At 43.3% G+C, this 24,294-nt stretch carries 22 protein-coding genes and 1 pseudogene; 11 read left to right on the top strand and 12 right to left on the bottom strand.

Annotated features, from left to right (window positions below; all coding sequences use genetic code 11):
- Positions 1-98: 98 nt before the first annotated feature.
- Together V7K30_RS13970 and V7K30_RS13965 are read right to left on the bottom strand one after the other, a co-directional pair.
- Positions 99-593, bottom strand: a complete 495-nt coding sequence (locus V7K30_RS13970) for a bleomycin hydrolase (protein WP_094328270.1) — start codon at positions 591-593, stop codon at positions 99-101.
- A gap of 78 nt (positions 594-671) precedes the next feature.
- Positions 672-1,229, bottom strand: coding sequence for a bleomycin hydrolase (locus V7K30_RS13965; protein ID WP_335000049.1), 558 nt, complete (start codon positions 1,227-1,229; stop codon positions 672-674).
- A gap of 163 nt (positions 1,230-1,392) precedes the next feature.
- Here V7K30_RS13965 and V7K30_RS13960 point away from each other — a divergent pair, with 163 nt between their 5' ends.
- Complete coding sequence (locus V7K30_RS13960; protein WP_335000047.1) at positions 1,393-1,566, top strand: hypothetical protein; 174 nt, start codon at positions 1,393-1,395, stop codon at positions 1,564-1,566.
- A 32-nt stretch (positions 1,567-1,598) separates the two neighbouring features.
- On the opposite strand, the gene V7K30_RS13955 is transcribed toward V7K30_RS13960, so the two are convergent.
- On the bottom strand, positions 1,599-1,766 hold the full coding sequence (locus tag V7K30_RS13955) for an NblA/ycf18 family protein (protein ID WP_335000045.1): 168 nt from the start codon (positions 1,764-1,766) through the stop codon (positions 1,599-1,601).
- A 325-nt stretch (positions 1,767-2,091) separates the two neighbouring features.
- Between V7K30_RS13955 and V7K30_RS13950 the strand changes: the two genes are divergently transcribed.
- The 3 genes from V7K30_RS13950 to V7K30_RS13940 all read left to right on the top strand — a co-directional run bounded on the left by V7K30_RS13950 (position 2,092) and on the right by V7K30_RS13940 (position 4,422).
- Positions 2,092-2,709: a phycobiliprotein lyase gene (locus tag V7K30_RS13950; protein WP_335000199.1), complete on the top strand. Its 618-nt coding sequence runs from the start codon at positions 2,092-2,094 to the stop codon at positions 2,707-2,709.
- Positions 2,706-3,251, top strand: a complete 546-nt coding sequence (locus tag V7K30_RS13945) for a hypothetical protein (protein WP_335000043.1) — start codon at positions 2,706-2,708, stop codon at positions 3,249-3,251. The genes V7K30_RS13950 and V7K30_RS13945 overlap by 4 nt, the downstream gene beginning before the upstream one ends.
- 403 nt (positions 3,252-3,654) lie before the next feature.
- Positions 3,655-4,422, top strand: a complete 768-nt coding sequence (locus V7K30_RS13940) for a phycobilisome rod-core linker polypeptide (protein WP_335000041.1) — start codon at positions 3,655-3,657, stop codon at positions 4,420-4,422.
- A 235-nt stretch (positions 4,423-4,657) separates the two neighbouring features.
- Here V7K30_RS13940 and V7K30_RS13935 read toward each other — a convergent pair whose 3' ends face one another.
- From V7K30_RS13935 to V7K30_RS13925, 3 genes are all read right to left on the bottom strand, one after another.
- On the bottom strand, positions 4,658-5,575 hold the full coding sequence (locus tag V7K30_RS13935; RefSeq protein WP_335000197.1) for an RluA family pseudouridine synthase: 918 nt from the start codon (positions 5,573-5,575) through the stop codon (positions 4,658-4,660).
- A 271-nt stretch (positions 5,576-5,846) separates the two neighbouring features.
- A complete protein-coding gene (locus V7K30_RS13930; protein ID WP_335000040.1) occupies positions 5,847-6,197 on the bottom strand; it encodes a DUF952 domain-containing protein in 351 nt (116 codons plus the stop codon).
- Positions 6,194-6,652, bottom strand: a complete 459-nt coding sequence (locus V7K30_RS13925) for a KGK domain-containing protein (protein ID WP_335000039.1) — start codon at positions 6,650-6,652, stop codon at positions 6,194-6,196. Before V7K30_RS13925 ends, V7K30_RS13930 begins: the two co-directional genes overlap by 4 nt.
- Positions 6,653-7,013: 361 nt before the next feature.
- Between V7K30_RS13925 and V7K30_RS13920 the strand changes: the two genes are divergently transcribed.
- Positions 7,014-7,547: a DUF4352 domain-containing protein gene (locus V7K30_RS13920; RefSeq protein WP_335000037.1), complete on the top strand. Its 534-nt coding sequence runs from the start codon at positions 7,014-7,016 to the stop codon at positions 7,545-7,547.
- A gap of 89 nt (positions 7,548-7,636) precedes the next feature.
- On the opposite strand, the gene V7K30_RS13915 is transcribed toward V7K30_RS13920, so the two are convergent.
- Complete coding sequence (locus tag V7K30_RS13915) at positions 7,637-9,151, bottom strand: thioredoxin-like domain-containing protein (RefSeq protein WP_335000035.1); 1,515 nt, start codon at positions 9,149-9,151, stop codon at positions 7,637-7,639.
- A 112-nt stretch (positions 9,152-9,263) separates the two neighbouring features.
- Here V7K30_RS13915 and V7K30_RS13910 point away from each other — a divergent pair, with 112 nt between their 5' ends.
- A complete protein-coding gene (locus tag V7K30_RS13910; RefSeq protein WP_335000195.1) occupies positions 9,264-10,178 on the top strand; it encodes a glutaminase in 915 nt (304 codons plus the stop codon).
- Here V7K30_RS13910 and V7K30_RS13905 read toward each other — a convergent pair.
- Positions 10,143-12,092 carry a hypothetical protein gene (locus V7K30_RS13905; protein WP_442941062.1) on the bottom strand — a complete coding sequence of 650 codons (1,950 nt, stop codon included), beginning with the start codon at positions 12,090-12,092 and terminating at the stop codon, positions 10,143-10,145. The two genes, V7K30_RS13910 and V7K30_RS13905, sit on opposite strands and share 36 nt — an antisense overlap.
- 476 nt (positions 12,093-12,568) lie before the next feature.
- Between V7K30_RS13905 and psaA the strand changes: the two genes are divergently transcribed.
- The 3 genes from psaA (at position 12,569) to V7K30_RS13890 (ending at position 18,415) form a co-directional block, all read left to right on the top strand.
- Positions 12,569-14,827 carry a photosystem I core protein PsaA gene (gene psaA / locus V7K30_RS13900; protein WP_335000033.1) on the top strand — a complete coding sequence of 753 codons (2,259 nt, stop codon included), beginning with the start codon at positions 12,569-12,571 and terminating at the stop codon, positions 14,825-14,827.
- A gap of 143 nt (positions 14,828-14,970) precedes the next feature.
- Complete coding sequence (gene psaB / locus V7K30_RS13895; protein WP_335000031.1) at positions 14,971-17,196, top strand: photosystem I core protein PsaB; 2,226 nt, start codon at positions 14,971-14,973, stop codon at positions 17,194-17,196.
- A gap of 313 nt (positions 17,197-17,509) precedes the next feature.
- A complete protein-coding gene (locus V7K30_RS13890) occupies positions 17,510-18,415 on the top strand; it encodes a DNA-methyltransferase (RefSeq protein ID WP_335000029.1) in 906 nt (301 codons plus the stop codon).
- 80 nt (positions 18,416-18,495) lie between these two features.
- Here V7K30_RS13890 and V7K30_RS13885 read toward each other — a convergent pair whose 3' ends face one another.
- Positions 18,496-18,708, bottom strand: coding sequence for a hypothetical protein (locus tag V7K30_RS13885; protein ID WP_335000027.1), 213 nt, complete (start codon positions 18,706-18,708; stop codon positions 18,496-18,498).
- A gap of 434 nt (positions 18,709-19,142) precedes the next feature.
- Positions 19,143-19,352: pseudogene (locus V7K30_RS13880) on the bottom strand (helix-turn-helix domain-containing protein).
- A 506-nt stretch (positions 19,353-19,858) separates the two neighbouring features.
- Here V7K30_RS13880 and V7K30_RS13875 point away from each other — a divergent pair.
- Positions 19,859-20,920: an SGNH/GDSL hydrolase family protein gene (locus V7K30_RS13875; protein ID WP_335000025.1), complete on the top strand. Its 1,062-nt coding sequence runs from the start codon at positions 19,859-19,861 to the stop codon at positions 20,918-20,920.
- A gap of 53 nt (positions 20,921-20,973) precedes the next feature.
- Entirely contained in the window at positions 20,974-21,330 is a 357-nt protein-coding gene (locus V7K30_RS13870; protein WP_335000191.1) for a DUF4864 domain-containing protein, read from the top strand.
- A gap of 31 nt (positions 21,331-21,361) precedes the next feature.
- Here V7K30_RS13870 and larE read toward each other — a convergent pair whose 3' ends face one another.
- Together larE and hrmK are read right to left on the bottom strand one after the other, a co-directional pair.
- Entirely contained in the window at positions 21,362-22,189 is an 828-nt protein-coding gene (gene larE, locus V7K30_RS13865; protein ID WP_335000189.1) for an ATP-dependent sacrificial sulfur transferase LarE, read from the bottom strand.
- 68 nt (positions 22,190-22,257) lie between these two features.
- Positions 22,258-24,105: a hybrid histidine kinase/response regulator HrmK gene (gene hrmK, locus V7K30_RS13860; RefSeq protein WP_335000023.1), complete on the bottom strand. Its 1,848-nt coding sequence runs from the start codon at positions 24,103-24,105 to the stop codon at positions 22,258-22,260.
- Positions 24,106-24,294: the final 189 nt, after the last annotated feature.

Here is a 24,294-nt window from a genome sequence, read left to right as displayed (position 1 = left end):
GTCAATTACTCAACCTGATATAGGCAAAGCAACAGACTGAGAGTCCCTGAGTTTTAGAGTATAACGATCGCTCGTCTACGTCTAGTCAATCCCTATTACTATGAAAGGGAGTTGATTACGTAGTCGAGAAGAGCGCGGAACTCAACCAACGCTTGAGGAGACAAGTCGCGAGGAGAGCAAGCGCGATCGCGAGTGTAAGTCAACGCGGTAACGTAAGGAGCTGTGGGCAGACCCAAAGAGCGATAAACTTCACGAGCACCTGCAATACCCCACTCATCCAGAGGGCCAGTACCGCCCACAACTAAGCTGTAGTTGATCAAGCGTAGGTAGTGCTTGATGTCGCGGAGGCACTTGTCTTTCTTGACTTGGGTAGCGCCAGCTTCACCTTCTTGGGTTAGGTAAGGATATTTCTTGAAGGCAGCATCATAAGCTTCTTTAGCTACGTTATCGATACCAGTAGCTAGCTTTTCAGCAGCTTCTAGACGAGCAGTAGCACGCTGAATGCTACCTTGAACGGATTCTAAATCAGAGGTGGTTGGAAAACGACCTGCTGCATCAGCAGATCCAATAACCGTAGTGATAACTGATTTCATTGCTTTTTATACTCCAGATTAGATTTGATCGAGTTTTAATTTCAGTTTGCTTGGCTAATAGCCTTTAGGCATGAGTTGTTAGCTCAGAGCAGAAATAACGCGATCGAAGTAGCTAGCAGCTTCAGCAGCTAGAGCAGAGCAGTCGCCTTGAACAACTTCCAGTTTGCGGAACTTTTTACCAGCGTTAGCTTCAGTGTTGGTGTTGGTAATGTGAGCGACGCTGATAGCCTTCAGGATTTGGAAAGCCCGGATAGAAGAGGTGGTGGGTACGCCCAAAGCTGTGTAGGTTTCTTTCAGACCGTTCAAAGCACGATCATCCAATACGGAAGAATCACCAGCCAACAGCGCATAGGTTACATAGCGCAGAACGATTTCAGCATCACGCAGGCAAGCAGCCATCCGGCGAGTGGGGTACAAGTTACCACCAGCTTGAAGCAAACCTGTATTTTCACAAGCAATCCCAGCGATCGCATCAGAAACCGCACAGCTAGCATTGCTGGCGATCGCATTCACTGCATCAAGGCGCTTGTTGCCTTCAGCAATGAAAGACTTAAGGGCTGCCAAGTCAGCACCACCGATAGGAGCGGTTTTGGCATCAGCTGCAATTACAGCTCTGGAAAAAGCATCAAGAACCATGAGTTCTCCTTAATATTCACAAATGGCGGATATTATTTTTGGCATGTTCTCGATCAGGATTAACTGCGAGTAGCCAAACAAAAACATAGGGGATCACTAGTACCCTAGTCTTTACTATGAGAGACAAAGTAATAATCTGTAATATTTATCTTGGAAATACTTAATGCCCAATACAACTCTTGGAGAGGCTGCGCTAACGGCTTACCTCGGCTTTGCTACTTCGACGCCGACTCCATCGAGCGTTCGCGTAGCGTCTCGTAGAGAAGCCGAGATGCTCAGTACAAGTGCCCAAAAAATTAAGACTTACCCGTTTCACTGGAACTCTGCCACTGCGTAAGTCTTAAGGAAAAAATCTTGTTTTTTACTTGATTAAGCTTGTTTTAGGAGATGTTTGACCAAATTATCTTTCACCATCATCTGCCGTAAAACTTCTAACAAGAATTCCTGAGCCTCTTCTTGACTCAAATTCTGTACCTGGTCTTTCAAGTTCTTTAAGCGAAACTGTTGCTCTAAGCTTAGTTCGATTGGGAAGTCCATGAGCCACTCCTCTGATTGACTGAATCGAAGGGTATTTGTTGTTACTGCTAGTGTGAACGCGTAGGCCTAGCCCATCGTAAACATCGCTTTACACTAGTTTAGCACTGACGCATTAAACTGTCTACGTTGTCAAGCTATAAAGAATTACACTCATAAAAGTTTACAATTGGATAACAAAACGTGTACCTCACCCTCTGTAGGGAGTTTCTTGAAGCTGACCGCTAATCGCTGTAATGTTTAGAATGTTTATATACCAACAACTCTAAAAAGAAAGAAACCCGTAAAACATCATCCGCAGGAGTAATAAGTAGGAGTCAGAAGATTGATAGACGCAATGGAATTTTTTCAACTAAGTGCTGGTAAGTGGCGATCGCAACGGGCAACTCATCATCTGGCCTTCAAGCGCTCAGAGACGGGAGAATCGGATATACAGGTAGAAACTCTGGAAGCCAATCATCCAGAAATCATTGAACTGTGCCAGTATCATGAAATTGACCCCAGCCTTTCAGTAGGTGGATCGCGTGTGCGTTGGCTAGGCACAATGGCTTGGGATAGAGAGGGTGAAGAAAACCATCAGGGGAAAACCATATTTGCCATCGTCCCTGATGGCGATAACCCTAGAGCTGGCAAATTACTGCGCGAAAGAGGCTACGCCGAAATTGTGCCTGTAGTCGGTCTTTTTCACATGGATGATGAAGATGGACTAGTGTTGACAACCGAATACGAAACAATGAGTTCCATTGAGCGATTCTGGTTCGCCAGCCCAAACATGCGACTGCGAACCAGTACAGTCAAACGGTTTGGTGGCTTCAGCACTGCATCGTTTTGTACTGAAAGCCGCATTGAAACTTCTGTTGAGGTTTCCAGCACAGAAGAAGTAACAGAAAGACTTGGGCAGGATGTTCTAGAAAAAAGACAGTTTTATTCCGTTTTAGGCTGGTGAATGATCTCAAGCAGAGCGATGCTTTTACTCGTGGCCGAGATTATCTGCATCGGGTACAGGGACTTGCCCTAGAACCGGGGATGGTGGATGTGTTTGATAACCTGCGCGATCGCATCCCCATTTGCACTTGGATCGGCGAGAATATTAACACCGTTAACGCTCAGATCAACGCCTATCTAGAAGTTTGTCATGAGTGCTTTCATCCCCAAGAGCGTCGCCAGATCCAAATTTTTGCAGTACCCATAGCTCAATCCTTCGGCATAGATGGGTTGTGCAACATTCTCACAAACCCAATCACCATTTTGGTAGATGTCGGTCGAATTGCACCTAGAGACTGGTTTGGTGTAGTCGTTCATGAATACGCCCATGCCCATCTAGGAGACTTTGGTCACAATCAGCAGTTTGCTAGCATCCTATCTCATCTATGTTTAGGACTGGGATTGGAACCACCCAATTGGGAGGCAGGGATGGAAGCAACTTTGCGTAGTTGGCCTCACTGTAAGTCAACCTTAGATCCCCTGGAATTTTGGATAGGTCGCTGAAGGGGGCAGGGGGCAGGGGGCAGGGGGCAGGGGAAGATAAGGGAGAAGAATTAATAACCAATACCCAATGCCCAATGCCCAATGCCCCATTTATCATTAATTTCTTTTGCTAAATGTTAAAAATTATTGCTTCCGTTCAAAAAGGTGAAACTGAATCTTCTAATCTGAAATATGTGAACAATGTTTTTAGTATATTTACAAGTATTAGAGCAAAAAGCCCCACTCTTTTTATTGATTAGCTATGGCTTGAATCGAGGCGGCTAATCATTTTTACTATGAATAGTTAAATTATCCTTAGTTAAGTTTCGTGAAATTTTATCAGAACCTCAGATTCTGATCCAACTACTCCCTTAATATATGATTTAAAGTTGTTAACTTTAATTAAGAATACGGAGGCCTAAGAGTGGCAATTCCTCTATTAACATATGACCCTTCAAGCCAAAACCAGCGTGTAGCTGCATATGAAGTACCGGGTGATGAACAGCCCAGGATTTTTACTACAGACAATATACTGTCCCCGTCAGATTTAGGTGATCTGATCGAAGCAGCATATCGTCAACTTTTCTTTTATGCCTTTGCTGCCGATCGCGAAATATATCTAGAGTCCCAACTCCGTAATGGACAAATTACAGTGCGGGACTTTATTCGTGGGTTGGTGCTTTCCAATACCTTTAAGAAGAGCTTCTACGACCTCAACAATAATTATCGCTTTGTTGAGCAAGTAATCCAGCGCGTTCTGGGACGCGACCCATATAACGAGCGGGAAAAAATCGCCTGGTCAATTGTAGTCGCTACCAAGGGTATTAGAGGCTTTATTGATGAAGTTCTCAACACTGAAGAGTACCTGAGCAATTTTGGATACTCCACAGTTCCCTATCAACGCCGTAGGATACTGCCATCCCAATCTGAAGGTGAGTTGCCATTTAACATCAAATCTCCTCGATACGAAGATTACCACCGTGCTAAACTAGGTTTCCCCCAAATCATTTGGCAGGTCGAAGTACGCAGATTCCTTCCACAAGAGCAAAAGCCCAAAGCTGGCGATCCAGCTCTATTCTTGTCTATGGCACAAAGCGTCAATGCAACTGGCAATGCGCCACAAAGGATCTCGTCATTCAACATCGATATCGAAAAGTCTGTACCTTATCGGCAACTGGCAGGAATTAAATAACGATTTTTGGTCGGTGGCTGGCTAGTACATCCATTTGATCATTTTATAGCGTGCATAAGTCGTGGGTTATGTAGGAGTTTCATTTAGATATAACTAGTGAAACAGACTCTATCCCATGTCTGATGCACGCTAGTTGTTAATGGGAATTGGGAATTGGGCATTGGGCATTGGGCATGGTTTTTTTATCAATGCCTGATGTCTGTAAAATGGTGCTGCTTTCAGACGTAGGATGAGCTTAAAGTACAGTTCGTCTTTTTAACATCTCCAAAAGTTTTGTAAAGTGGGTGGGAGGAGTAGCTGTCACCTCAATCAACTCCCCAGATACGGGATGCTGCAATTTTAATCGCCAAGCGTGCAGTGCTTGACCAGGCAAATTTACCCCCACTGAATGACCGGAACTATAAACTGGGTCGCCGACAATGGGATGACCCATTTTGGCACTGTGGACGCGAATTTGATGGGTGCGTCCAGTTTCTAATTGAAAGTGAATTAAGGTGAAGTTACCGAGGCGTTCTAGTACTTGCCAATGAGTTACGGCAGATCGGCCGCCTTGTTCAACGGGTATGATTGCCATTTTCTTGCGGTCTTGGGGATGGCGACCAATGGGCAAGTCGATGATGCCACTTTCAGTTTTTGGCGCACCGTAAACTACGCCTAAATATTCTCGCCGTGCAGTTTTAGCTTTGAGTTGTGCTTGTAGGTGATGATGGGCAATATCTGTTTTAGCGATCGCGATCGCACCCGTAGTATCCTTATCCAATCGATGGACGATTCCCGGACGTTGGACTCCCCCAATTCCTGGTAAATTGGGACAGTGTGCCAACAGGGCATTTACCAAAGTGCCATCTGGATGACCGGGCGCAGGATGGACAACCAAGCCTGCGGGTTTGTTGAGAATAAGTAACTGGTCGTCTTCGTAGAGGATATCTAAGGGGATATCTTCTGCTAGCAGTTCTAAGGGTTGGACTTCTGGTATTTCGAGAGTGATGCGATCGCCTACCTTGACATTGATCTTCTTAGATGTGCAAACTTTATCGTTAAGTTGGACGTTACCCTGTTCGATTAACTGTTGGATGCGGGAACGGGATAAATCTGGTAATTCTTGGGAAAGGTAACGGTCAAGGCGATCGCCTTTAGTGTTGACGCAGTGTATTGTATTACTGGAGGAAAGTAAGCTAGACGCTGCATCCTCCAGTGGAGTTGACAAGCGATCGCTATTTTCTTGGATTTGTAAATTAAATTCGGTCACAATTGCTCTAGATTAATTCCCCATTCTTTAAGTAAAGCGCGGAATCCTTTTAGTTGGGCGGTTAGAAACCGCGTTTACACAGTCAAAACTTACATCAAACCCTTCACTTCTCATCTCTCCTCCTCCGCGTCCTCTGCGCCTCTGCGGTAGCCTGCGGCAAGCCGAAGCGTCTACGTTATTCTAAATTTATAACTTCTTGCGGCAACTCAAATAAACCATCTTCCCCAGCTTCAAAATCAATCACCTGATACACAGCATCAATATTTAACTCACCATAAATATGAGGAAATAATTCGCCTATTTCAGCAGGTTCATAGCGAATTTCAGCTTGGACTTGATCAGAATCAATAAACAGTAGTACCAATTCTTTTTGATTATCAAAAAATCTCTTTGCAACTTTGAGTATTTGCGTTGATTTTGAACAGTGGATAAAGCCTTCAGTCTCTAGCGAATCAGCGCAATAGCTACCGAGTATTTTCGCGTCTTCCCATTCTTCGCGTTTGGTGATGTGGAGGATAGTATTCATGTTACTTGTATCATTTTACGAATATCATCTAAAGGTGATTCGGGTTCGTTAGAATTATCAGGATAAAATTCTAACACTACAGTAATGTTCAGTTTTTCAGCTGCCTTATGAGCTGCCTTCTGAGTTAATGGAGAAATAATGGAGATAATTTCTGTAGATACTTTTATTCTAAGTTTCCCTGCTTGCCAGTCTGTAGAGCCAACTTTGAAAACTTGACAGTTTATGCCTTCACTAGAAGATTGCCATGTGACATCTTCAACTAGAAAACTTACTTCGTTTATGCATAACTTTTGAAAAATTCCTGAAACAGTGACATTAACATTATCTGATTTTGTATAAAGTTTGTGTCTAAAGTTTTCAGATATCAATTCTTTGAATCTGCTAACGATATACGTATCTTTATTAAATAACAAAACATCAGCATCAAAGTCTAATAGTTGGCATATCTTGTTCATGTTAATCCTAGTAATCAATGTAATTTAGGAAGTGCCCATGTGATAATTTAAACTAATCAACTATTTTAATCCGCAATTGTCAACATCAATTTAGTGATAATACTGATATTCAGGATGATAAAGATAACGCTCTTTTATTATTATGAAAAAATCAAAGATTTGTAGGTTGGGTTGAACATTCGTGTTACCCAACAAAATCAAAGATTCTTGGTGTTGGGTTTCGTTCCTCAACCCAACCTACCCCTAGATTTAGAAAAACTCAAATTTTATCATTTGTTAAGGTTGGTCACTTTTTGGGAACTATAATAACAAACCTCTCAAAAGACTTAAAGAGGTTTGGATATATAACCAGAGTGCAACCATGAATAAATTCAAATATCTATCTATTGCAGCATTGTTACTTATCATTTCTGCCTGTACACCTTCGCAACAAGCCAAATTAGAGCCTTCGTCATCTCAAGCAAATGCCGCCGATACTACTAACATTGAACCACTTTCAAAAGCAGTTAGTGGTAAAGTTAATCGCAAAGGTTGGGAAGTTAACGTCACAGGCGTTAAATATGCAGGACAGAAAATTCAAGGGAAGTACAGCACATACGAAGCAGCTGAAGTTTGGACAGTGGTTTCTGTAACCGTTAAAAACACAAGTAGCAAAAGACAACGAGAGGATAATGCATGGTTCAGTCTTTCATTCTCAAAATTAGTTGACTCAAAAGGCAACAAATACGATTCTAAAGAGAGGGAGTACAAATATGATGTTCAATTGCTAAGTAAACCCTTCTCTCCAGGTGAAGCTCGTTCTGTAGATTTCCTGTTTGACACACCTAAAGGGATCAAGGCAGATAAATTTATAATTATGGATGAAAAATTTGAATCTCTCCCTTTCAAACTTTGATCTACAGTAGCACTATTGAACTTATTCTCTTTAAAATCCCACGCAAAGGCGCAAAGAAAAGCTCTGTGTCTCTGCGTGAGGTAATCATTCTACAAATTAGGCGGAATACAAACATTTGGCGTACACAAATTGGTAAAATTTACCCTTGTCACCTCAAGAGTATTTAAATCTACGCGGCGGATGGCATGATTATTAGTATCAGCAATATATAGATATGAATCCATAGCACTTAATCCCGAAGGTTCAAAAAATCGGCTATTCTTACCTTGTCCATCTTGTAAACCCGCAAAACCATCTCCCAAAACTGTTTGACAATTCCCACTCAGACTAACTAATTTAATTTTATGATTATATGTATCCGCCACCCACAAAAAATTCTCAGCATATTCCACTCCTAAACAGTGTTGTAAACGGACATCTTCACCTTGTCCATCAACGTCACCAAAGCCAAATAAACCCCCACTACCGCAAACGGTTCGCACTTGATAAGGTTCTACAATTTCAACACCACGAATTGAACTAACTTCACTGTCAGCGATATATAATTCTTTTCCATCGGTGGTGATACCGCTAGGTTGAGCAAAGGCAGATTCGGTAAGTGAACCATCAACACAACCTTCTGCACCAGTACCAGCATAAGTTTTAATGATGCCAGTTTCTAAATCCATTTCCCAGATTTGATGGGGGCCAGCCATTGCAATAAACAAGGTATTTCCCACTTTCACTAAATCCCAAGGAGAATTTAGTGCAGTTTCTAAACCAGCACCGCCATGAGGATGAATATTGCGGCTTTGTTTACCAGTTCCTGCGATCGCTTCCACTACTTGACGCTTTAAATCAACTCGCCGCAGGGTATGATTCTCTGTATCAGCAATATAAAGAATCTGATTTTCGGCATCAAATGCCATTCCCTGTGGTGCAAAAAATTGCGCTTCGTGAAAAGCACCATCAGTTAAACCTGATTTTCCAGTACCAATTAAGTGCAGAATTTCTCCATCAAAGCTACTCATAATCAGGCGGTGATGTCCAGAGTCAGCGATAAACAAACCCGCTTTGGTAGCTAAGACTTTACCAGGAAAAGCTAGGGGTGTAATTAATGGTTGGCGCTGTTTTTCTAAAATCAAGCTGAGTTCTTGAAAATTAATCGTGCCTTTCTGCTGGTGTTGCTGAATTAACTTTTGAATCAACTCGTCTAAAGAGTCACAGTTTCCTTCACCAGAAATCTGGCCAATCACGTAACCTTCTGGATCAATAATTATTAACGTAGGCCAAGCACGTACAGCATATTCTTCCCAAACTCGAAAATTGCTGTCAACTATAACTGGGTGTTCAATGTCGTAGCGCAGGATAGCTTGGCGAATATTTTCTGTTTCCTTTTCGTTGTCAAATTTGGCAGAGTGGACACCAATAACAGTCAAGCTATCTTTATATTTATGCTCTAAATATTTCAGGTTTGGCAAAATATGCAGACAATTAATACAGCAGTATGTCCAAAAGTCTAAAATTACGACTCTACCTTTAAGTTGTTTGAGAGACAAGGGTTTGTCGGTATTGAACCAAGAGTAATTTTGTGGTAATTCTGGCGCTCTGACACGGGGAATCATGGTAATTCGTAATTTGTAATGACGCTCAAGGACTCGCTAACGTAATTCGTAATTAAGAAATGTAAGCATTGTGCTTATTGACTATAAGTAATTTAACGTGACTGTATCTGTTGTGAAAGAACTTGAAAAATTAACTACTACGGAATTATCAGCTTGGGTAAAACAAGCTAAAATCCAGGCTAAACAGGGACAAATTACCGATCGCATTCCGCAATTAGCTTTGGCTGATCCTGCTTGGTTTGCAGTTCATATCTGCTGTGAATCGGGGAAAACTATCAGCTTTGGGGATACAACTTGTGTCTTCCCGCTAATGAGCGTTATTAAGACATTTTCTCTACTTTATCTGCTAGAACATCTAGGAGCAGAAACAGTTTTTGGGTGGGTTGGCGTTGAACCTTCGGATGCACCCTTCAATTCTTTAGAACAACTTATTGCCGATCGCGGCCATCCCCGTAACCCGATGATTAATAGTGGGGCAATTACCCTCGCTGATAAATTACCAGGAAAGGACGCAAGCGATCGCACTTTTTTATTTTGTCAATGGCTCAACCAATTAGCAGGTTGCCAACTAAAGTTAGATGAAGTCATGCTGGCTTCTGTACGATTAACCCGCTCAAAAGCCAATCAAGCGTTCGCTAATTATCTCGCCGAAGCTGGCCATTTAAAAAATCTGGAAACAGCACTTGACACCTACGAGCAAATATGCTGTATCTCTGGGCGAGTTGAAGATTTAGCCCTGTTAGGAAAACTCCTAGCTTGTGAAAATGGCTTGGTAAAATCACAAAATCGCCGAATTGTCAATGCTGTGATGTCAATTTGTGGACTTTATGAAGCTTCTGCCAAGTTTGCAGTCAGGATTGGTCTACCAATGAAATCAGGAATAGGTGGTGGACTTGTAGCAATAGTACCAGGTTCCGGTGCGATCGCTTGTTACAGTCCTGGGTTGGATAATATCGGAAATCCTGTAGGTGCGATCGCATTTGTTGAGGCTTTAGCGCAAGAGTTGCAGTTGAGTGTTTTTGGTTAATTCTGGTTTTTCTGGATCGCGATCTGTTGTTTTAGGTAAAGGTGTTGATTCAGGAGTTGGCGTAATTATTTCTGGCGCTGGAGACTCAATAATCTCTGGCAATGTAGAAGGCAAACTAGGAGATGGTGCAATTGTTACTTTTGGAGTAGGTGTCTTGCTCGTCTGACGGTTAAAAAATCCGCCAAATCTAGGTTTTGTTGGCTGAGGCACAACTTTTTCAGGTAACGGCGTTGATTCAGGAGTTGGCGTTACCTCTGGCTGTGGTTGTGGTGTTGGCGTAATTATTTCTGGTGTCGGAGACTCAATAATCTCTGGCAATGTAGAAGGCAAATTAGGAGATGGTGCAATTGGTGCTTCTGAAGTGGGGACTTTACCCGCCCGACGGTTAAAAAATCCGCCAAATCTAGGTTTTGTTGGCTGAGGCGCAAATTTTTCAGGTAACGACGTTGATTCAGGAGTTGGCGTTACCTCTGGCTGTGGTTCTAGTGTTGGCGTAATTATTTCTGGTGCAGGAGACTCGATAATCTCTGGCAGCGTGGATGGCAAACTGGGAGATGGTGCAACTGTTACTTGTGGAGTAGGCGTCTTGCCCGTCTGACGGTTAAAAAATCCGCCAAATTTAGGTTTTGTTGGCTGAGGCGCAACTTTTTCAGGTAAGGGCGTTGATTCAGGAGTCGGCGTTACCTCTGGCTGTGGTTCTGGTGTTGGCGTAATTATTTCTGGTGGTGTCGGGGACAAGGTGGGAGATGGTGCAGCCGTTGGAACTTGCAATTTTGGTTGTTCTGGCTGTGTTTTGGATTCTTTTGGAACTTCAGTTTCAGGAATGGGCTGTTTTTCTAGCTTCGGTTGGATTTGGGGTGTTTTTTCAACAGACGGTGTAGGTGTGAGTCTATAATTCTGGTCTACAATGGGGCGCACCTCATCTGCTGTAAGTTCTCCTCTCACAATTTTCGACAAAGTGTCTTTACCCTTTGGCTGGAAGTCAATCAGTCTGACTGTGGTATTAAAGGCATTTTTGAGAGGATTTCCCTGATTATCGAGAAATTCCAGTTTTACCCAGTTTTTTCCTGGACGGAAGCCTTTGAGATAGACTGCTTGCCAGCGATCAAAAATAAAGCTTTCACCATTAATTGTGGAGCGGATGCGCCAATCACTAAATTCGTCGTTAGCGTTTTCCTTCCCGACGAGGTGCAGAGGAGCGTTAGTTAGGTAAAAGTCCAGTAAGATTGGTTCTGCTCCGTAGCTGCTTTGAGGACGGCTGTAAGTTAGCAGCGGTAATTTAGGATCTGGGTTGTTGTCGTCGGTTTTGGTGAAGACGTGAAATGTTGTTTGGGCATAAGCGCCTTCATTCTTAAAGCTTTCATGCCAAGGACGGGAGGCAAAGACGCGCAGGGTATGAGTACCTGGGGACAAGTCTGGCAAAACCAAAGGCTGATTCAGGTCGTAAATAGGTATATAAGGTTGGTTATCCAAAATTACGTGTAGATGCGGCCCCAGTTGTAATTGTGGGTCTTTAAATATTGGTAGATCCTTAACCTGAAAACTGGCTGTGACTTTGTTGTCTTGAAAAACTTCATCAGATTGTGGAGTAACAATTGTCACTTGTGGCTGATAAACTTCCAAAATTGTCCGCAGTTCTTGGATAACAGATGGTGGGGAAACTTCCGAAAATTGCTTTGAAATTTGAGAAATCTGTGCAGGGTTTTCTCTATAGCCAGTAGATACTTCCTGGCTACCGACTTTCTCGCCACAACTGGTCAAGCTTAATACCAGCACCAATGTCATTACCCACCTAAGAATCGGCAACCTCTCAGGGAGAAGCTTCTCTAACACCCTTTTCTGCCACGAGTTCATGCGTTGCACCCAGTGATAGTCTTCGACAATTGACAGATTATTTTGGCTCAAACTGTCCATAGGGAACTATAGCCCAAAAGGTGAAATCTGCCTCACATCCCATAAGTTTTTCTGTGTATCTCAGGAAATTTTAAAATAAGTCATATCTTTTACAGCTTTTTACTTATAAAAATTGAAATATGACACAAATGTTCATGAGTAATAGCAGCAAAAGCTGGAACGCCGACCGTATACAGCAAAACCATAAAATTTACGAATTGTTATTCTTTGTAAATTAAATGGATAATCTATTGACTTTTAGACAAATAGTTTGAAGTTAAAAGCCAGATCAGGCAGGAATTCCAGCAATATTCCAGCAAGTTTGAATTATTGTTAAAATATCTCTAACAAAGTGCAGGTGAAGACTCTATAATTCAACGAGAAACAACTCTCCACATAGGGTCTTGATCGCGGCTTCAGTAAAATTCTGAGTATGCGGTAATGGTTCACTTTGTGGTATTCATGATTCCTCATTCCTTATCAAGAGAGGAGGTCAAATGACAATAAGTCCTCCGGAGCGAGAGGAAAAAAAGGCAAGAGTAATCGTCGATAACGACCCGGTTCCAACCTCATTCGAGGCATGGGCAAAACCTGGGCACTTTGACAGATCCTTAGCCAGAGGTCCCAAAACCACCACATGGATTTGGAACCTGCACGCACTCGCCCATGATTTTGATACACATACAAGCGATTTAGAAGACATCTCCCGCAAGATATTCTCAGCCCACTTCGGCCACCTAGCTGTAGTGATGGTTTGGTTGAGCGGGATGATTTTCCACGGCGCCAAGTTTTCCAACTACGAAGCTTGGCTAACGGACCCGTTGAACGTTAAGCCTAGCGCCCAAGTCGTTTGGCCTATTGTGGGACAAGACATTTTAAACGGTGATGTTGGCGGTGGTTTCCACGGTATTCAAATCACCTCCGGTTTGTTCCAAGTATGGCGTGGCTGGGGGATTACAAACTCCTTCCAGCTTTATGTAACTGCGATCGGTGGCTTGGTATTAGCAGGCTTATTCCTATTTGCCGGCTGGTTCCACTACCACAAACGCGCTCCCAAACTGGAATGGTTCCAGAATGTGGAGTCGATGCTGAATCACCACTTGCAAATATTGCTAGGTTGTGGTTCCTTGGGATGGGCAGGTCACTTAATCCATGTGTCCAATCCGACCAACAAGCTTTTGGATGCAGGCGTTGCTCTCAAAGACATCCCCTTGCCCCACGAGTTCATCTTGAACAAAGACTTGTTGACCGAACTGTACCCTAGCTTTGCTGCTGGTTTAGCACCTTTCTTCACCTTGAACTGGGGTCAGTATGCTGACATCCTCACCTTCAAGGGCGGTCTGAACCCGGTAACAGGCGGCTTGTGGATGACTGATATTGCTCATCACCACTTAGCGATCGCAGTTCTGTTTATCATTGCTGGTCATCAGTACCGCACCAACTGGGGTATTGGTCACAGCATTAAAGAGATCCTAGAAAACCACAAAGGTCCTTTCACCGGTGAAGGTCACAAAGGTCTCTACGAAAACCTGACCACATCTTGGCACGCTCAGTTGGCTACTAACCTGGCCTTCTTGGGTTCGCTGACCATCATCATCGCGCATCACATGTACGCGATGCCCCCCTATCCATACTTGGCAACTGACTACGCTACACAGTTGTGCATATTCACTCACCATATGTGGATCGGTGGCTTCTTGATTGTGGGTGGAGCGGCTCACGCTGCAATCTTCATGGTGCGGGATTACGATCCAGTTGTGAACCAAAACAACGTGCTGGATCGGGTAATTCGTCACCGGGATGCGATTATTTCTCATCTCAACTGGGTGTCTATTTTCCTCGGCTTCCATAGCTTTGGACTTTACATCCACAACGACACAATGCGGGCATTGGGTCGTCCTCAAGACTTGTTCTCTGATACAGGGATTCAATTGCAGCCAGTATTTGCCCAGTGGATACAAAATATCCACACATTGGCTCCTGGTACAACTGCACCTAATGCCCTAGAACCAGTTAGCTATGCCTTTGGCGGCGGTATCTTGGCTGTTGGCGGTAAAGTGGCGATGATGCCCATTGCTTTGGGCACGGCGGACTTCCTAATTCACCACATTCACGCCTTCACCATTCACGTCACCGTCCTAATTCTGCTCAAAGGTGTGCTATACGCCCGTAGCTCTCGTCTGATTCCAGACAAAGCTAACCTGGGCTTCCGCTTCCCCTGCGACGGGCCTGGTCGTGGCGGTACCTGTCAAGTGTCTGGTTGGGATCACGTATTCCTCGGACTTTTCTGGATGTACAACTCCATATCGATTGTAATTTTCCACTTCAGCTGGAAGATGCAATCAGATGTCTGGGGAACCGTAGATGCAGCCGGGAATGTGACTCACATCACTGGTGGTAACTTTGCCCAAAGCGCCATCACCATCAACGGTTGGTTGCGAGACTTCCTGTGGGCACAAGCTACACAAGTCATCAATTCCTATGGCAGTGCGCTATCTGCCTATGGTCTACTCTTCTTAGGCGCTCACTTTGTCTGGGCATTCAGCTTGATGTTCCTGTTCAGTGGTCGCGGCTACTGGCAAGAACTAATTGAGTCCATAGTTTGGGCGCATAACAAACTGAAGGTAGCTCCAGCAATTCAGCCTCGCGCTCTGAGCATTATTCAGGGTCGGGCTGTCGGGGTAGCTCACTACCTCTTGGGAGGAATTGCCACAACTTGGGCGTTCTTCCATGCACATATCCTTTCAGTAGGGTAGAAATCAGCCCCATTGAGTTATGAGTTATGAGTGCTGAGTGCTGAGTTAATAAAAAATATTTAACTCCTAACTCCTAACTCCTAACTCCTAACTCCTGTAAAGCTGATACTTGATGGCTAAAGGTCAGAGGATTTATTAAACCTATGGCGACAAAATTTCCGAAATTTAGCCAGGATCTCGCACAGGACCCGACGACTCGTCGGATATGGTATGCGATCGCTACAGGCAACGATTTTGAAACCCATGATGGCATGACGGAAGAAAATCTTTACCAAAAGATTTTCGCAACTCACTTCGGTCACTTGGCAATCATCTTCCTGTGGGCATCCAGCCTCCTGTTCCACGTAGCCTGGCAAGGTAACTTTGAACAGTGGATTAAAGATCCCCTTCACATCCGTCCCATCGCCCATGCGATTTGGGACCCCCACTTCGGTAAACCAGCGATCGAAGCTTTTACGCAAGCTGGCGCTAGCAATCCGGTAAACATTACCTACTCTGGTCTCTACCATTGGTGGTATACCATCGGAATGCGGACGAACGGCGAACTGTATAACGGTTCAGTGTTCTTGCTGTTATTCGCAGCTGTATTCTTGTTCGCTGGTTGGCTGCACTTGCAACCCAAGTACCGTCCCAGCTTGGCATGGTTTAAGAGCGCTGAACATCGTCTAAACCACCACTTAGCAGGTTTGTTTGGTGTTAGTTCTTTGGCATGGGCTGGTCACTTAATTCACGTTGCTGTCCCCGAAGCTCGCGGTCAGCACGTAGGTTGGGATAACTTCTTGAGTACCCCACCCCACCCAGCCGGTTTGACACCATTCTTTACAGGCAATTGGGGTGTTTACTCTCAAAACCCTGACACTCCTGGACATATATTCGGGACATCGCAAGGTGCCGGGACTGCAATTCTGAGTTTCTTGGGTGGCTTCCATCCTCAGACAGAAGCTTTGTGGCTGACTGACATAGCTCACCACCACCTAGCGATCGCAGTTCTATTCATCATTGCCGGTCACATGTACCGGACAAACTTTGGGATTGGTCACAGTCTCAAAGAAGCCTTGAATGCCAAGAATTTCTTTGGTATTCCTGTTGAAGGCCCGTTCAACCTACCTCACCAAGGTATCTACGACACCTACAACAACTCCCTGCACTTCCAATTGGGTTGGCACTTAGCAGCGCTAGGTGTTGTTACTTCCCTGGTAGCGCAGCACATGTACTCCATGCCTTCCTACGCATTTATTGCGAAGGACTACACAACCCAGGCAGCGTTGTACACGCATCACCAGTATATTGCTGGATTCCTGATGCTTGGTGCTTTTGCCCACGGAGCAATATTCTGGGTACGTGATTACGACCCAGAGCAAAACAAGGGTAACGTCCTTGAGCGTGTGTTGCAGCACAAAGAAGCGATTATTTCCCACCTCAGCTGGGTATCCCTTTTCTTGGGCTTCCACACCCTTGGTCTGTACGTACACAACGACGTAGTAGTTGCTTTTGGTACTCCTGAAAAGCAAATCTTGATTGAGCCAGTATTTGCTCAATTCGTCCAAGCTGCTAACGGTAAAGTACTGTACGGTTTAGATACTTTGCTATCTAACCCCGATAGTATTGCTTACACAGCATGGCCCAACTACGCTAACGTTTGGCTACCAGGCTGGTTAGATGCCATCAACGCTGGTACTAACTCCCTGTTCTTGACCATTGGCCCTGGCGACTTCTTGGTACACCATGCGATCGCTTTGGGTCTGCACACCACCACCTTGATCTTGGTCAAAGGTGCTTTGGATGCCCGTGGTTCTAAGCTGATGCCCGATAAAAAGGACTTCGGCTATGCCTTCCCTTGTGACGGCCCCGGTCGTGGCGGTACTTGTGACATCTCAGCTTGGGATTCCTTCTACCTCGCTACATTCTGGATGCTGAACACCCTTGGTTGGGTTACGTTCTACTGGCATTGGAAACATCTAGGTATTTGGCAAGGCAACGTAGCTCAGTTCAATGAGAACTCTACATATCTCATGGGCTGGTTCCGCGATTACCTCTGGGCTAACTCTGCTCAGTTGATTAACGGTTACAACCCTTACGGCGTGAATAACCTGTCTGTCTGGGCTTGGATGTTCCTATTTGGACACCTAGTTTGGGCTACTGGCTTCATGTTCTTAATCTCCTGGAGAGGTTACTGGCAAGAGTTGATTGAAACCCTTGTTTGGGCACACGAACGCACTCCTCTAGCTAACCTAGTTCGCTGGAAAGATAAGCCCGTGGCTCTGTCGATTGTTCAAGCTCGTGTAGTTGGTCTAGCTCACTTCACTGTTGGCTACATCGTTACTTACGCAGCATTCTTGATTGCTTCTACTGCTGGTAAGTTCGGTTAATTCGGCTACTAGTTTTGTAGGTAAGTAATAAAAATCCCCTGCCGCAAGGTGGGGGATTTTTTTTTAAATATTAAAAGTGCGATCGCCTAACCATGACAAACTGGCAAGAAGGCATTACTCAAAATCCAAATATATGTCATGTGTCGGAGACGCTTTGCGATCACAAAGCGTACCGAAAGTTAATATACTCCTCGGCGTTACTTTGCACTTTCCTCTGTGTCCCTCTGCGTTAAAAAAATAACTTTTAAAATTAAATACTTTAACAATACCAAAACAAGTTATAACTATAAAAAACGAGATAATCTTATAACTCTTGCAAGAAGAACCAATAACGCCACCAAAAGCAATAATTTTTAATCCCTCTTATACCCAGCAGAACGGAGCAGCATATTTAGGTGATAGCCTTAAACTTATTAAATTCATTGATGATAATAGGATTAATTTAATTATCACCTCACCCCCATTTGCTCTGACACGAAAAAAAGAATACGGTAATGAAACTGCTGAAAAATATATTGAGTGGTTTCTACCTTTTGCCTATGAATTTAAAAGAGTACTGGCAGATAATGGCTCATTAGTACTAGATTTAGGTGGCGCTTACCTACCTGGTAATCCCGTGCGGAGTATCTACCAATACGAACTTTTAGTTAGATTATGCAAAGAAGTAGGTTTCTTTCTTGCTCAAGAATTCTACCACTATAATCCGGCTCGACTGCCAACCCCTGCTGAGTGGGTGACAATCAGGCGGATTCGTGTGAAAGACTCAGTAAATACAGTTTGGTGGTTGTCTAAAACACCGAATCCTAAAGCAGATAACAGAAAAGTTTTAAAGCCCTATAGCCAAAGTATGAAACAGTTACTCAAAAATGGCTATAAACCAAAAATACGTCCTAGTGGACATGATATTTCGGATAAATTCCAAAAGGATAACCAGGGTGCAATTCCACCAAATTTGCTAGAAATTGCTAATACTGAATCTAATAGCGCTTATTTACGACGCTGCAAAACAGCAGAAATTAGACCCCATCCAGCACGTTTTCCTCAAGGGTTCGCCGAGTTCTTCATCAAATTCTTAACTGATGAAGGTGATATGGTTTTAGATCCATTTGCAGGTTCTAATACAACCGGCTTTGTTGCACAGACTCTGCAACGCCGATGGATATCTTTTGAAATTAATGAAAATTATGTAATGGGAAGTCGTTATCGATTTAGCAAATAACCAAATTAAGTGAAGAGTCAAGAGTCAGGAGTGAGGAGTTAAAATTTATAACTCCTCACTCGTAACTCATAACTACTCAATTAAATTTCTCCATTCACCTGCATTTGATGAACTTGATCCGCTAGCTCTTGACGACCTTGATCATCTAGTTTTTCAATAGCTAACATCCCCATAAGAATAACTTCTTTCAGGGTTAAACGTGTCGAATGTGCCTGCTTTTGCACAATCTGCTTAATAATGGGACTGACACCAATTGCTGTACTAGCTCTTGCCACAGAAGAAAAGGAAAACACTAATGATTCAGCCTAAATATTAGCACTTTCAATGAGGTTATTCTCTAGAGAGAAAACTTAATTTAAATGTGTTTCAACTCATACTTCAATGAGTAAACATAAATTTTAAATTACGTATATAGAGTACAACGCTTCTAAGTGCAGGACATGATCAGACTACTGGACAATTTATATCAAATCCTCAATAATGGCATCAAACGTAAGAGTCTACTTTTTAATGAAAATAAATGTAACTTTTGTCATTCCAGCATAACGGGTATAGTGTCTGCGATCACTGTAGATGATTCCAGAGTTATCCTAAACCTGTTTGATTAAGGGTCAAACCTCTTTTTTTAGTGAGTTCTCAAATTCTGAGTATGGCAAACCTGATGCTTGCTCATTGAGGACACACATCGTATGATATCAATATTCTCAACAGTTAAACTTTTGGCTATTCACTCTAGAATTTCTACTAAGTCTTCAATCGTCACATCAAAGGTGCGATCTAATTTGTGGATAGCAGTAAAGTCAACTGTTGTCATTCCTGGACGACGGGCAGAACTTCTAACTGTGCTGTAAATTACCCCAGAACAGTCAGAAACTTCTTTTAATGTCCATCCTTGCTCTTATGCTAGTTCTCGAATCTTTAATCTGACTAATCCCATATTTGATAACTGATGCATTTGCACCGCTCAATTTCATATGAGAAATTAAAAAGCACAGACATGTTCGCGGAGCGTCTAGTACAGAAACGGCTTGTCGTAAGACATCGCCTCTGGCTCTAGCAAACTCTCATGCGATCGCACAATTTACTGAAATCTGGGAACCTGAAATAAAAGCAAAAACCTCTGTCCTGAGATACTCAAAAATAACTCACTAATCGCCGAGTTTACAAACACTTGCAATATTGGTGAAAACTGAGTTATTTAAAATGGTCGGCTGATGAAAACAGTACTTTCAGTAGAAGTATTCTCACAAATAAGACTTGTATACCACCGAGAAAACCGTACTTTAAAGAGATCGTAAATTGTCAAATATAATCTCGTGAACACGCTTTACAGAACTATACAGTGTAAATAAGAATAATAACTTAACCGAAGTAAAATTTTCCTGACTACAAGCAACTAATGCTGTCATAGGGAAAAGCAGTGAGTAGAGGAGAGAGAAAGCGATGAGGGACCGTTATCTGTTGGCAGCAGGCTTGTTAACAGGATTAGCAATACCAGCATCGGCTCTTCCACATCTGTCAATTGTCCTCCCAGAAAGTTCTAGATTCCTGTGGGATTTAAAACAGGGTTCGCAGACAATAGTCAGTACAAAAATTATCAAGAGCGTTGATCTTTCCTTACCAGAACTTAGCGGCCAAGCGTTCCAACTCCTAAAAAGTTCGCATTCGCAGCCAACAGTAGGTGAGAAAAACGTCCCTAGCGTACCAGAATTCAGCAGTCAGGTATTACCAGCCCCAACAGAGTCATCACTCAACCCCAGCACCCAAGCAACTAGCCTCTCACTGACATCTGGGAATCAACTTTACTACCAAAGATTGGCGGCTCTGAAAACAGGTCAGATTTATACACGCGTAGATAGTGATAATTTGCAATCATTGTGGGAGTCGATCAAGAAACGTCAACTAACTTATGACGACTGGAAAAGTTTATTAGCTTTAGAAGCTAGAGCGATCGCTCAAGGTCAAGGTGCAAATCATCTAAGTATCTTAGTTGGTGATTCTTTGAGCATGTGGTTTCCGAGAGAAAAACTGCCTACTGGGAAATTGTGGCTGAATCAAGGCATATCTGGAGATACTTCCAGTGGCGTTTTAAAAAGATTGGGAGCATTTTCGGCAACGCGGCCGGATGTGATTTACATCATGGCTGGGATTAACGACTTACGAAAAGGCGCTAGTGATGAAACAATTTTGCGTAATTATCGCCGGATTGTCCGGCGTTTACGACAGACTCACCCCCAAGCTCAAATTATTATCCAATCAATTTTGCCTACTCGCCTACCAAAAATTCCCAATAGCCGCATTCGTCACATCAACATCCAACTAACCCTGATTGCCAAGCAAGAAAACGCTAATTATCTAAATGTCTATAGCTGGTTTACGGATATGGAAGGCAATTTGCGCCCAGAGTTGACCACAGATGGGTTGCACCTGTCTCAAGAGGGATATGATGTGTGGCGATCGGCACTACAGCAGATAGAATACAAACTCACTCAGCACCAGAATTGAGCGATCGCTCGACGTTAACGCCGATGCTTCTAGCGATCGCAATTTTTAGATTTATGGAAGTTCCTGATACTGATTCCATCAACATACGTTCTGTAATTGAACACCAATTGGCAGCCTTTAAAAAGGATGACGCTCAAGGCGCTTTTGCCTTCGCTAGTCCGGCAATTCAGGCGCAATTTGGAACCCCAGAAAATTTTATACAGATGGTCAAGACAAGCTACCCAGCAGTATACCGTCCTCGCTCTGTCTTTTTTGAGAAGATAACAACCATCCAGGGAAGCATAACTCAGCCAGTGCTGCTACTTGCTCCTGATGGAGTTCCCTTGAGGGCTTTATATTTTATGGAAAAACAGCCCGATAATATCTGGAGAATTAACGGTTGCTTTCTAGTTTCTATAGAAGGTAAATAAATATAAACTCTATCTCTATACAACTAAAATCCTATACTTTAACGCCCAAGGCTTCCCGATTCAAAACCTGATTCAACTTACCACTGCGATAACCTTCTAAATCTAAGGTTACGTAGATAAATCCAAAATCTTGAAATGCGGAAACTAATGTTTGTAAATCGTTAGTCAACACAAACTCTTTAATTTGTTCTGGTGGTAATTCAATGCGTGCTGTATCGCCTTCTGAACGCACGCGCAAATTCTGCCAACCCAGCTTTCTTAAGAAAATTTCTGCTCTGCCGACTCGTTGCAACTTAGCCACAGTAATCTCTTCACCGTAAGGAAACCGGGAACTGAGGCAAGGTTGAGCAGGTTTATCCCACCAAGGTAAACCGAGTTGTTGCGAAAGTTGGCGAACTTCAACTTTGGTGACACCGACTTCTGCTAAAGGCGATCGCGCCCCTCTTTCCTTAGCCGCCTGAATTCCTGGGCGATAATCATGCAAATCATCGGCATTCACCCCATCTACTACATAGGGATAACCCAACTGTAAAGCTAAAGGTTTAAGAGTGTCGTGCAACTCACTTTTGCAAAAATAACAGCGGTTAACAGGGTTAGAGGTGTAATTGGGATTTTCCATCTCGTGAGTCTGGACAATTTTATGAGGAATCCCAATAGTTGCGGCTTGAATTTTGGCATCTTCCAACTCTTCTGGCAATAGCGAAGCAGAAACAGCCGTGACAGCCAAAGCGCGATCGCCCAAGACATCATAAGCAATTTTGGCAACCAAAGTGCTATCAACGCCTCCAGAGTAGGCAATCAACGCCTGCTCCATTTCTCTAAATAAAGCTCTTAATTGCTCAAATTTTTCTGTCAGCATCATTTCCCAATCCTGCCAAAACCCTATAGCACCCAATAAATACCATTGTAGTATTTCCCTCTGCTCCCCTACTCCTCTATTTCTCCCGTTATTGATGCTTTGCTGTACTTGGCCACCAAACTCGCTAAAAGTGGTAAATCAATCGGTTTAGAAATATACTCATCCACTCCAGCTGCTAAACAAGTTTCGCGATCGCCTTTCATTGCCATTGCTGTTTGAACAATTACTGGAATCGTTTTATATTGCCCATGTTCTCGCAGTTGTTGCACCAAGTTAAGACCATTTCCATCTGCCAGATAAACATCCATTAAAATCACCGCTGGCTCTAACACAGTTAGAGCTTCCCACATCTCGGCAGCATTTTTGACCCAAGTCACCTGATATCCCAATTTACGTAAATAAATTTGCATCAAATCGGCGTTAGGTAAATCATTTTCTACCAGCAAAATATCTACACAGGAACTAGGTATGAAAAGCAGAGGAAATGAATAAATTTTTGCTTCCCCTGCTTCCCCTGCTCCCTCATCTCCCTCATCTCCCGCCTCTTGCTTAAGGGGAAGTACGAGGGTAAAACGGGAGCCGTAATCTACTTCAGATTCCACTTTCACGGAACCACCGTGAATTTCGGCGAGTTTTTGAGTCACTGCTAAACCCAAACCAGTACCTTCAACACCATCAGCTACAGCCTTGGCAATTTGAAAATAGGGTTGAAACAGTTGAACTTGGTCTTCTTGGGAAATGCCAGTGCCAGTATCCCAAACTGTAAAATGCACAAATACACCTTTGGAAGCAACCTGTAAGCCAACACTTCCTTTACTAGTAAACTTTAGGGCGTTGAAGAGTAAATTTAACAGCATTTGCTTGAGTCGTAAGGAGTCAGCTACTAGGGTTGTAATATCGGGTTCAAGTTCTAGGCACAATTTCAAACCCTTATTAGCCGCTTTCTCTTTCACCAGTGCTAAAACATTGTCACACAGCAGTGACACATCTACTGTTTCCCACCGTACTTCCAGTTGGTTTGCTTCAATTTTAGAAAGATCCAAAATATCATTAATCAGAGCTAGCAAGTGCTTGCCGCTAGACTGAATGATATTTAAATATTCTTGCTGGCGTTCTTTAGTTGGTTTGAACCCTTGGGCTAAAAGCAGGTGGGTAAACCCAATAATAGAACTAAGGGGTGTGCGAATTTCATGACTGGTGTTTGCCAGAAACTGATTTTTGAGTTGATTGGTGCGCTCAAATTCTTGATTAGAGTTACTTAACTGTTGATACCGTTGCTGCCAAGATAGGATGTGTCTAAGTTGTAACAAGGCTGTAGTACAATGCTTGGCAGACCTTGCCATCAATTGTGATCTGAGTTGAGCTTGTGATTCTATGAGCGACTCACGATCAGAGCTTAGGGGCGCTGCGGCGATAATTAGCCAGCCTATGACGCTGCCAGAATCATCAGCTAACCGCCAAGCGCTCGGTGATTGTTGATTTTCAAGCTGCTGCAAATCTTCGAGTTCTATAACCTCTTGCAATCTCAACAGCAGCTTTTTTCCTGCTGTTAGCACTTCTAGAAATAGAGGTTGTGAGTTTGGCGATAGAGAACAAGAAACATAGCAAACAGTGGCAACAGTTTCTTGTGGTTGAAACAGAGCAATGCCTATGGCGCAATCTGTGAGCGCCAAATTACTGCTGTTCACAGCACTATCAATTTCGTTAACTACAGTTTGGAAAATTTCCGCTTGTGCGGCTCCTGCCTGTGGGACAGTGTTACAAGCAGAAAGCAGGCAATCATTAAGGCGACTTTGCAACTGGTTCAAGCTGCTCTCCAGCCACAACTTGGCGCGAAGTTGCTGAATTGTTGTCAAAAGTTTTGGCGTTGCATCTATCTGTGAGTTTTGGTCTGGTAAGCTTGAATACTGCTGCATGGTCAACTAGACCGCTGAACAAGTTTAGCTTCGCATAAAAATCCGAACAGGATTTTATGTATATTAGCGGACAATTCTTTTTTATTTATAAACCATAACCTATGTTGTTATAAACCATAACTTATGATGTCGAGTTTAGCAGCTAGACCAAAAAAATTATTGTATTAACCACCGACCTAAAATTTTTAA

It is taken from the genome of Nostoc sp., assembly GCF_036917655.1.
GTDB lineage: Bacteria > Cyanobacteriota > Cyanobacteriia > Cyanobacteriales > Nostocaceae > Nostoc.
The sequence above is the reverse complement of the archived record's forward strand: the minus strand, read 5'-3'. Positions and strand labels throughout refer to the sequence as shown.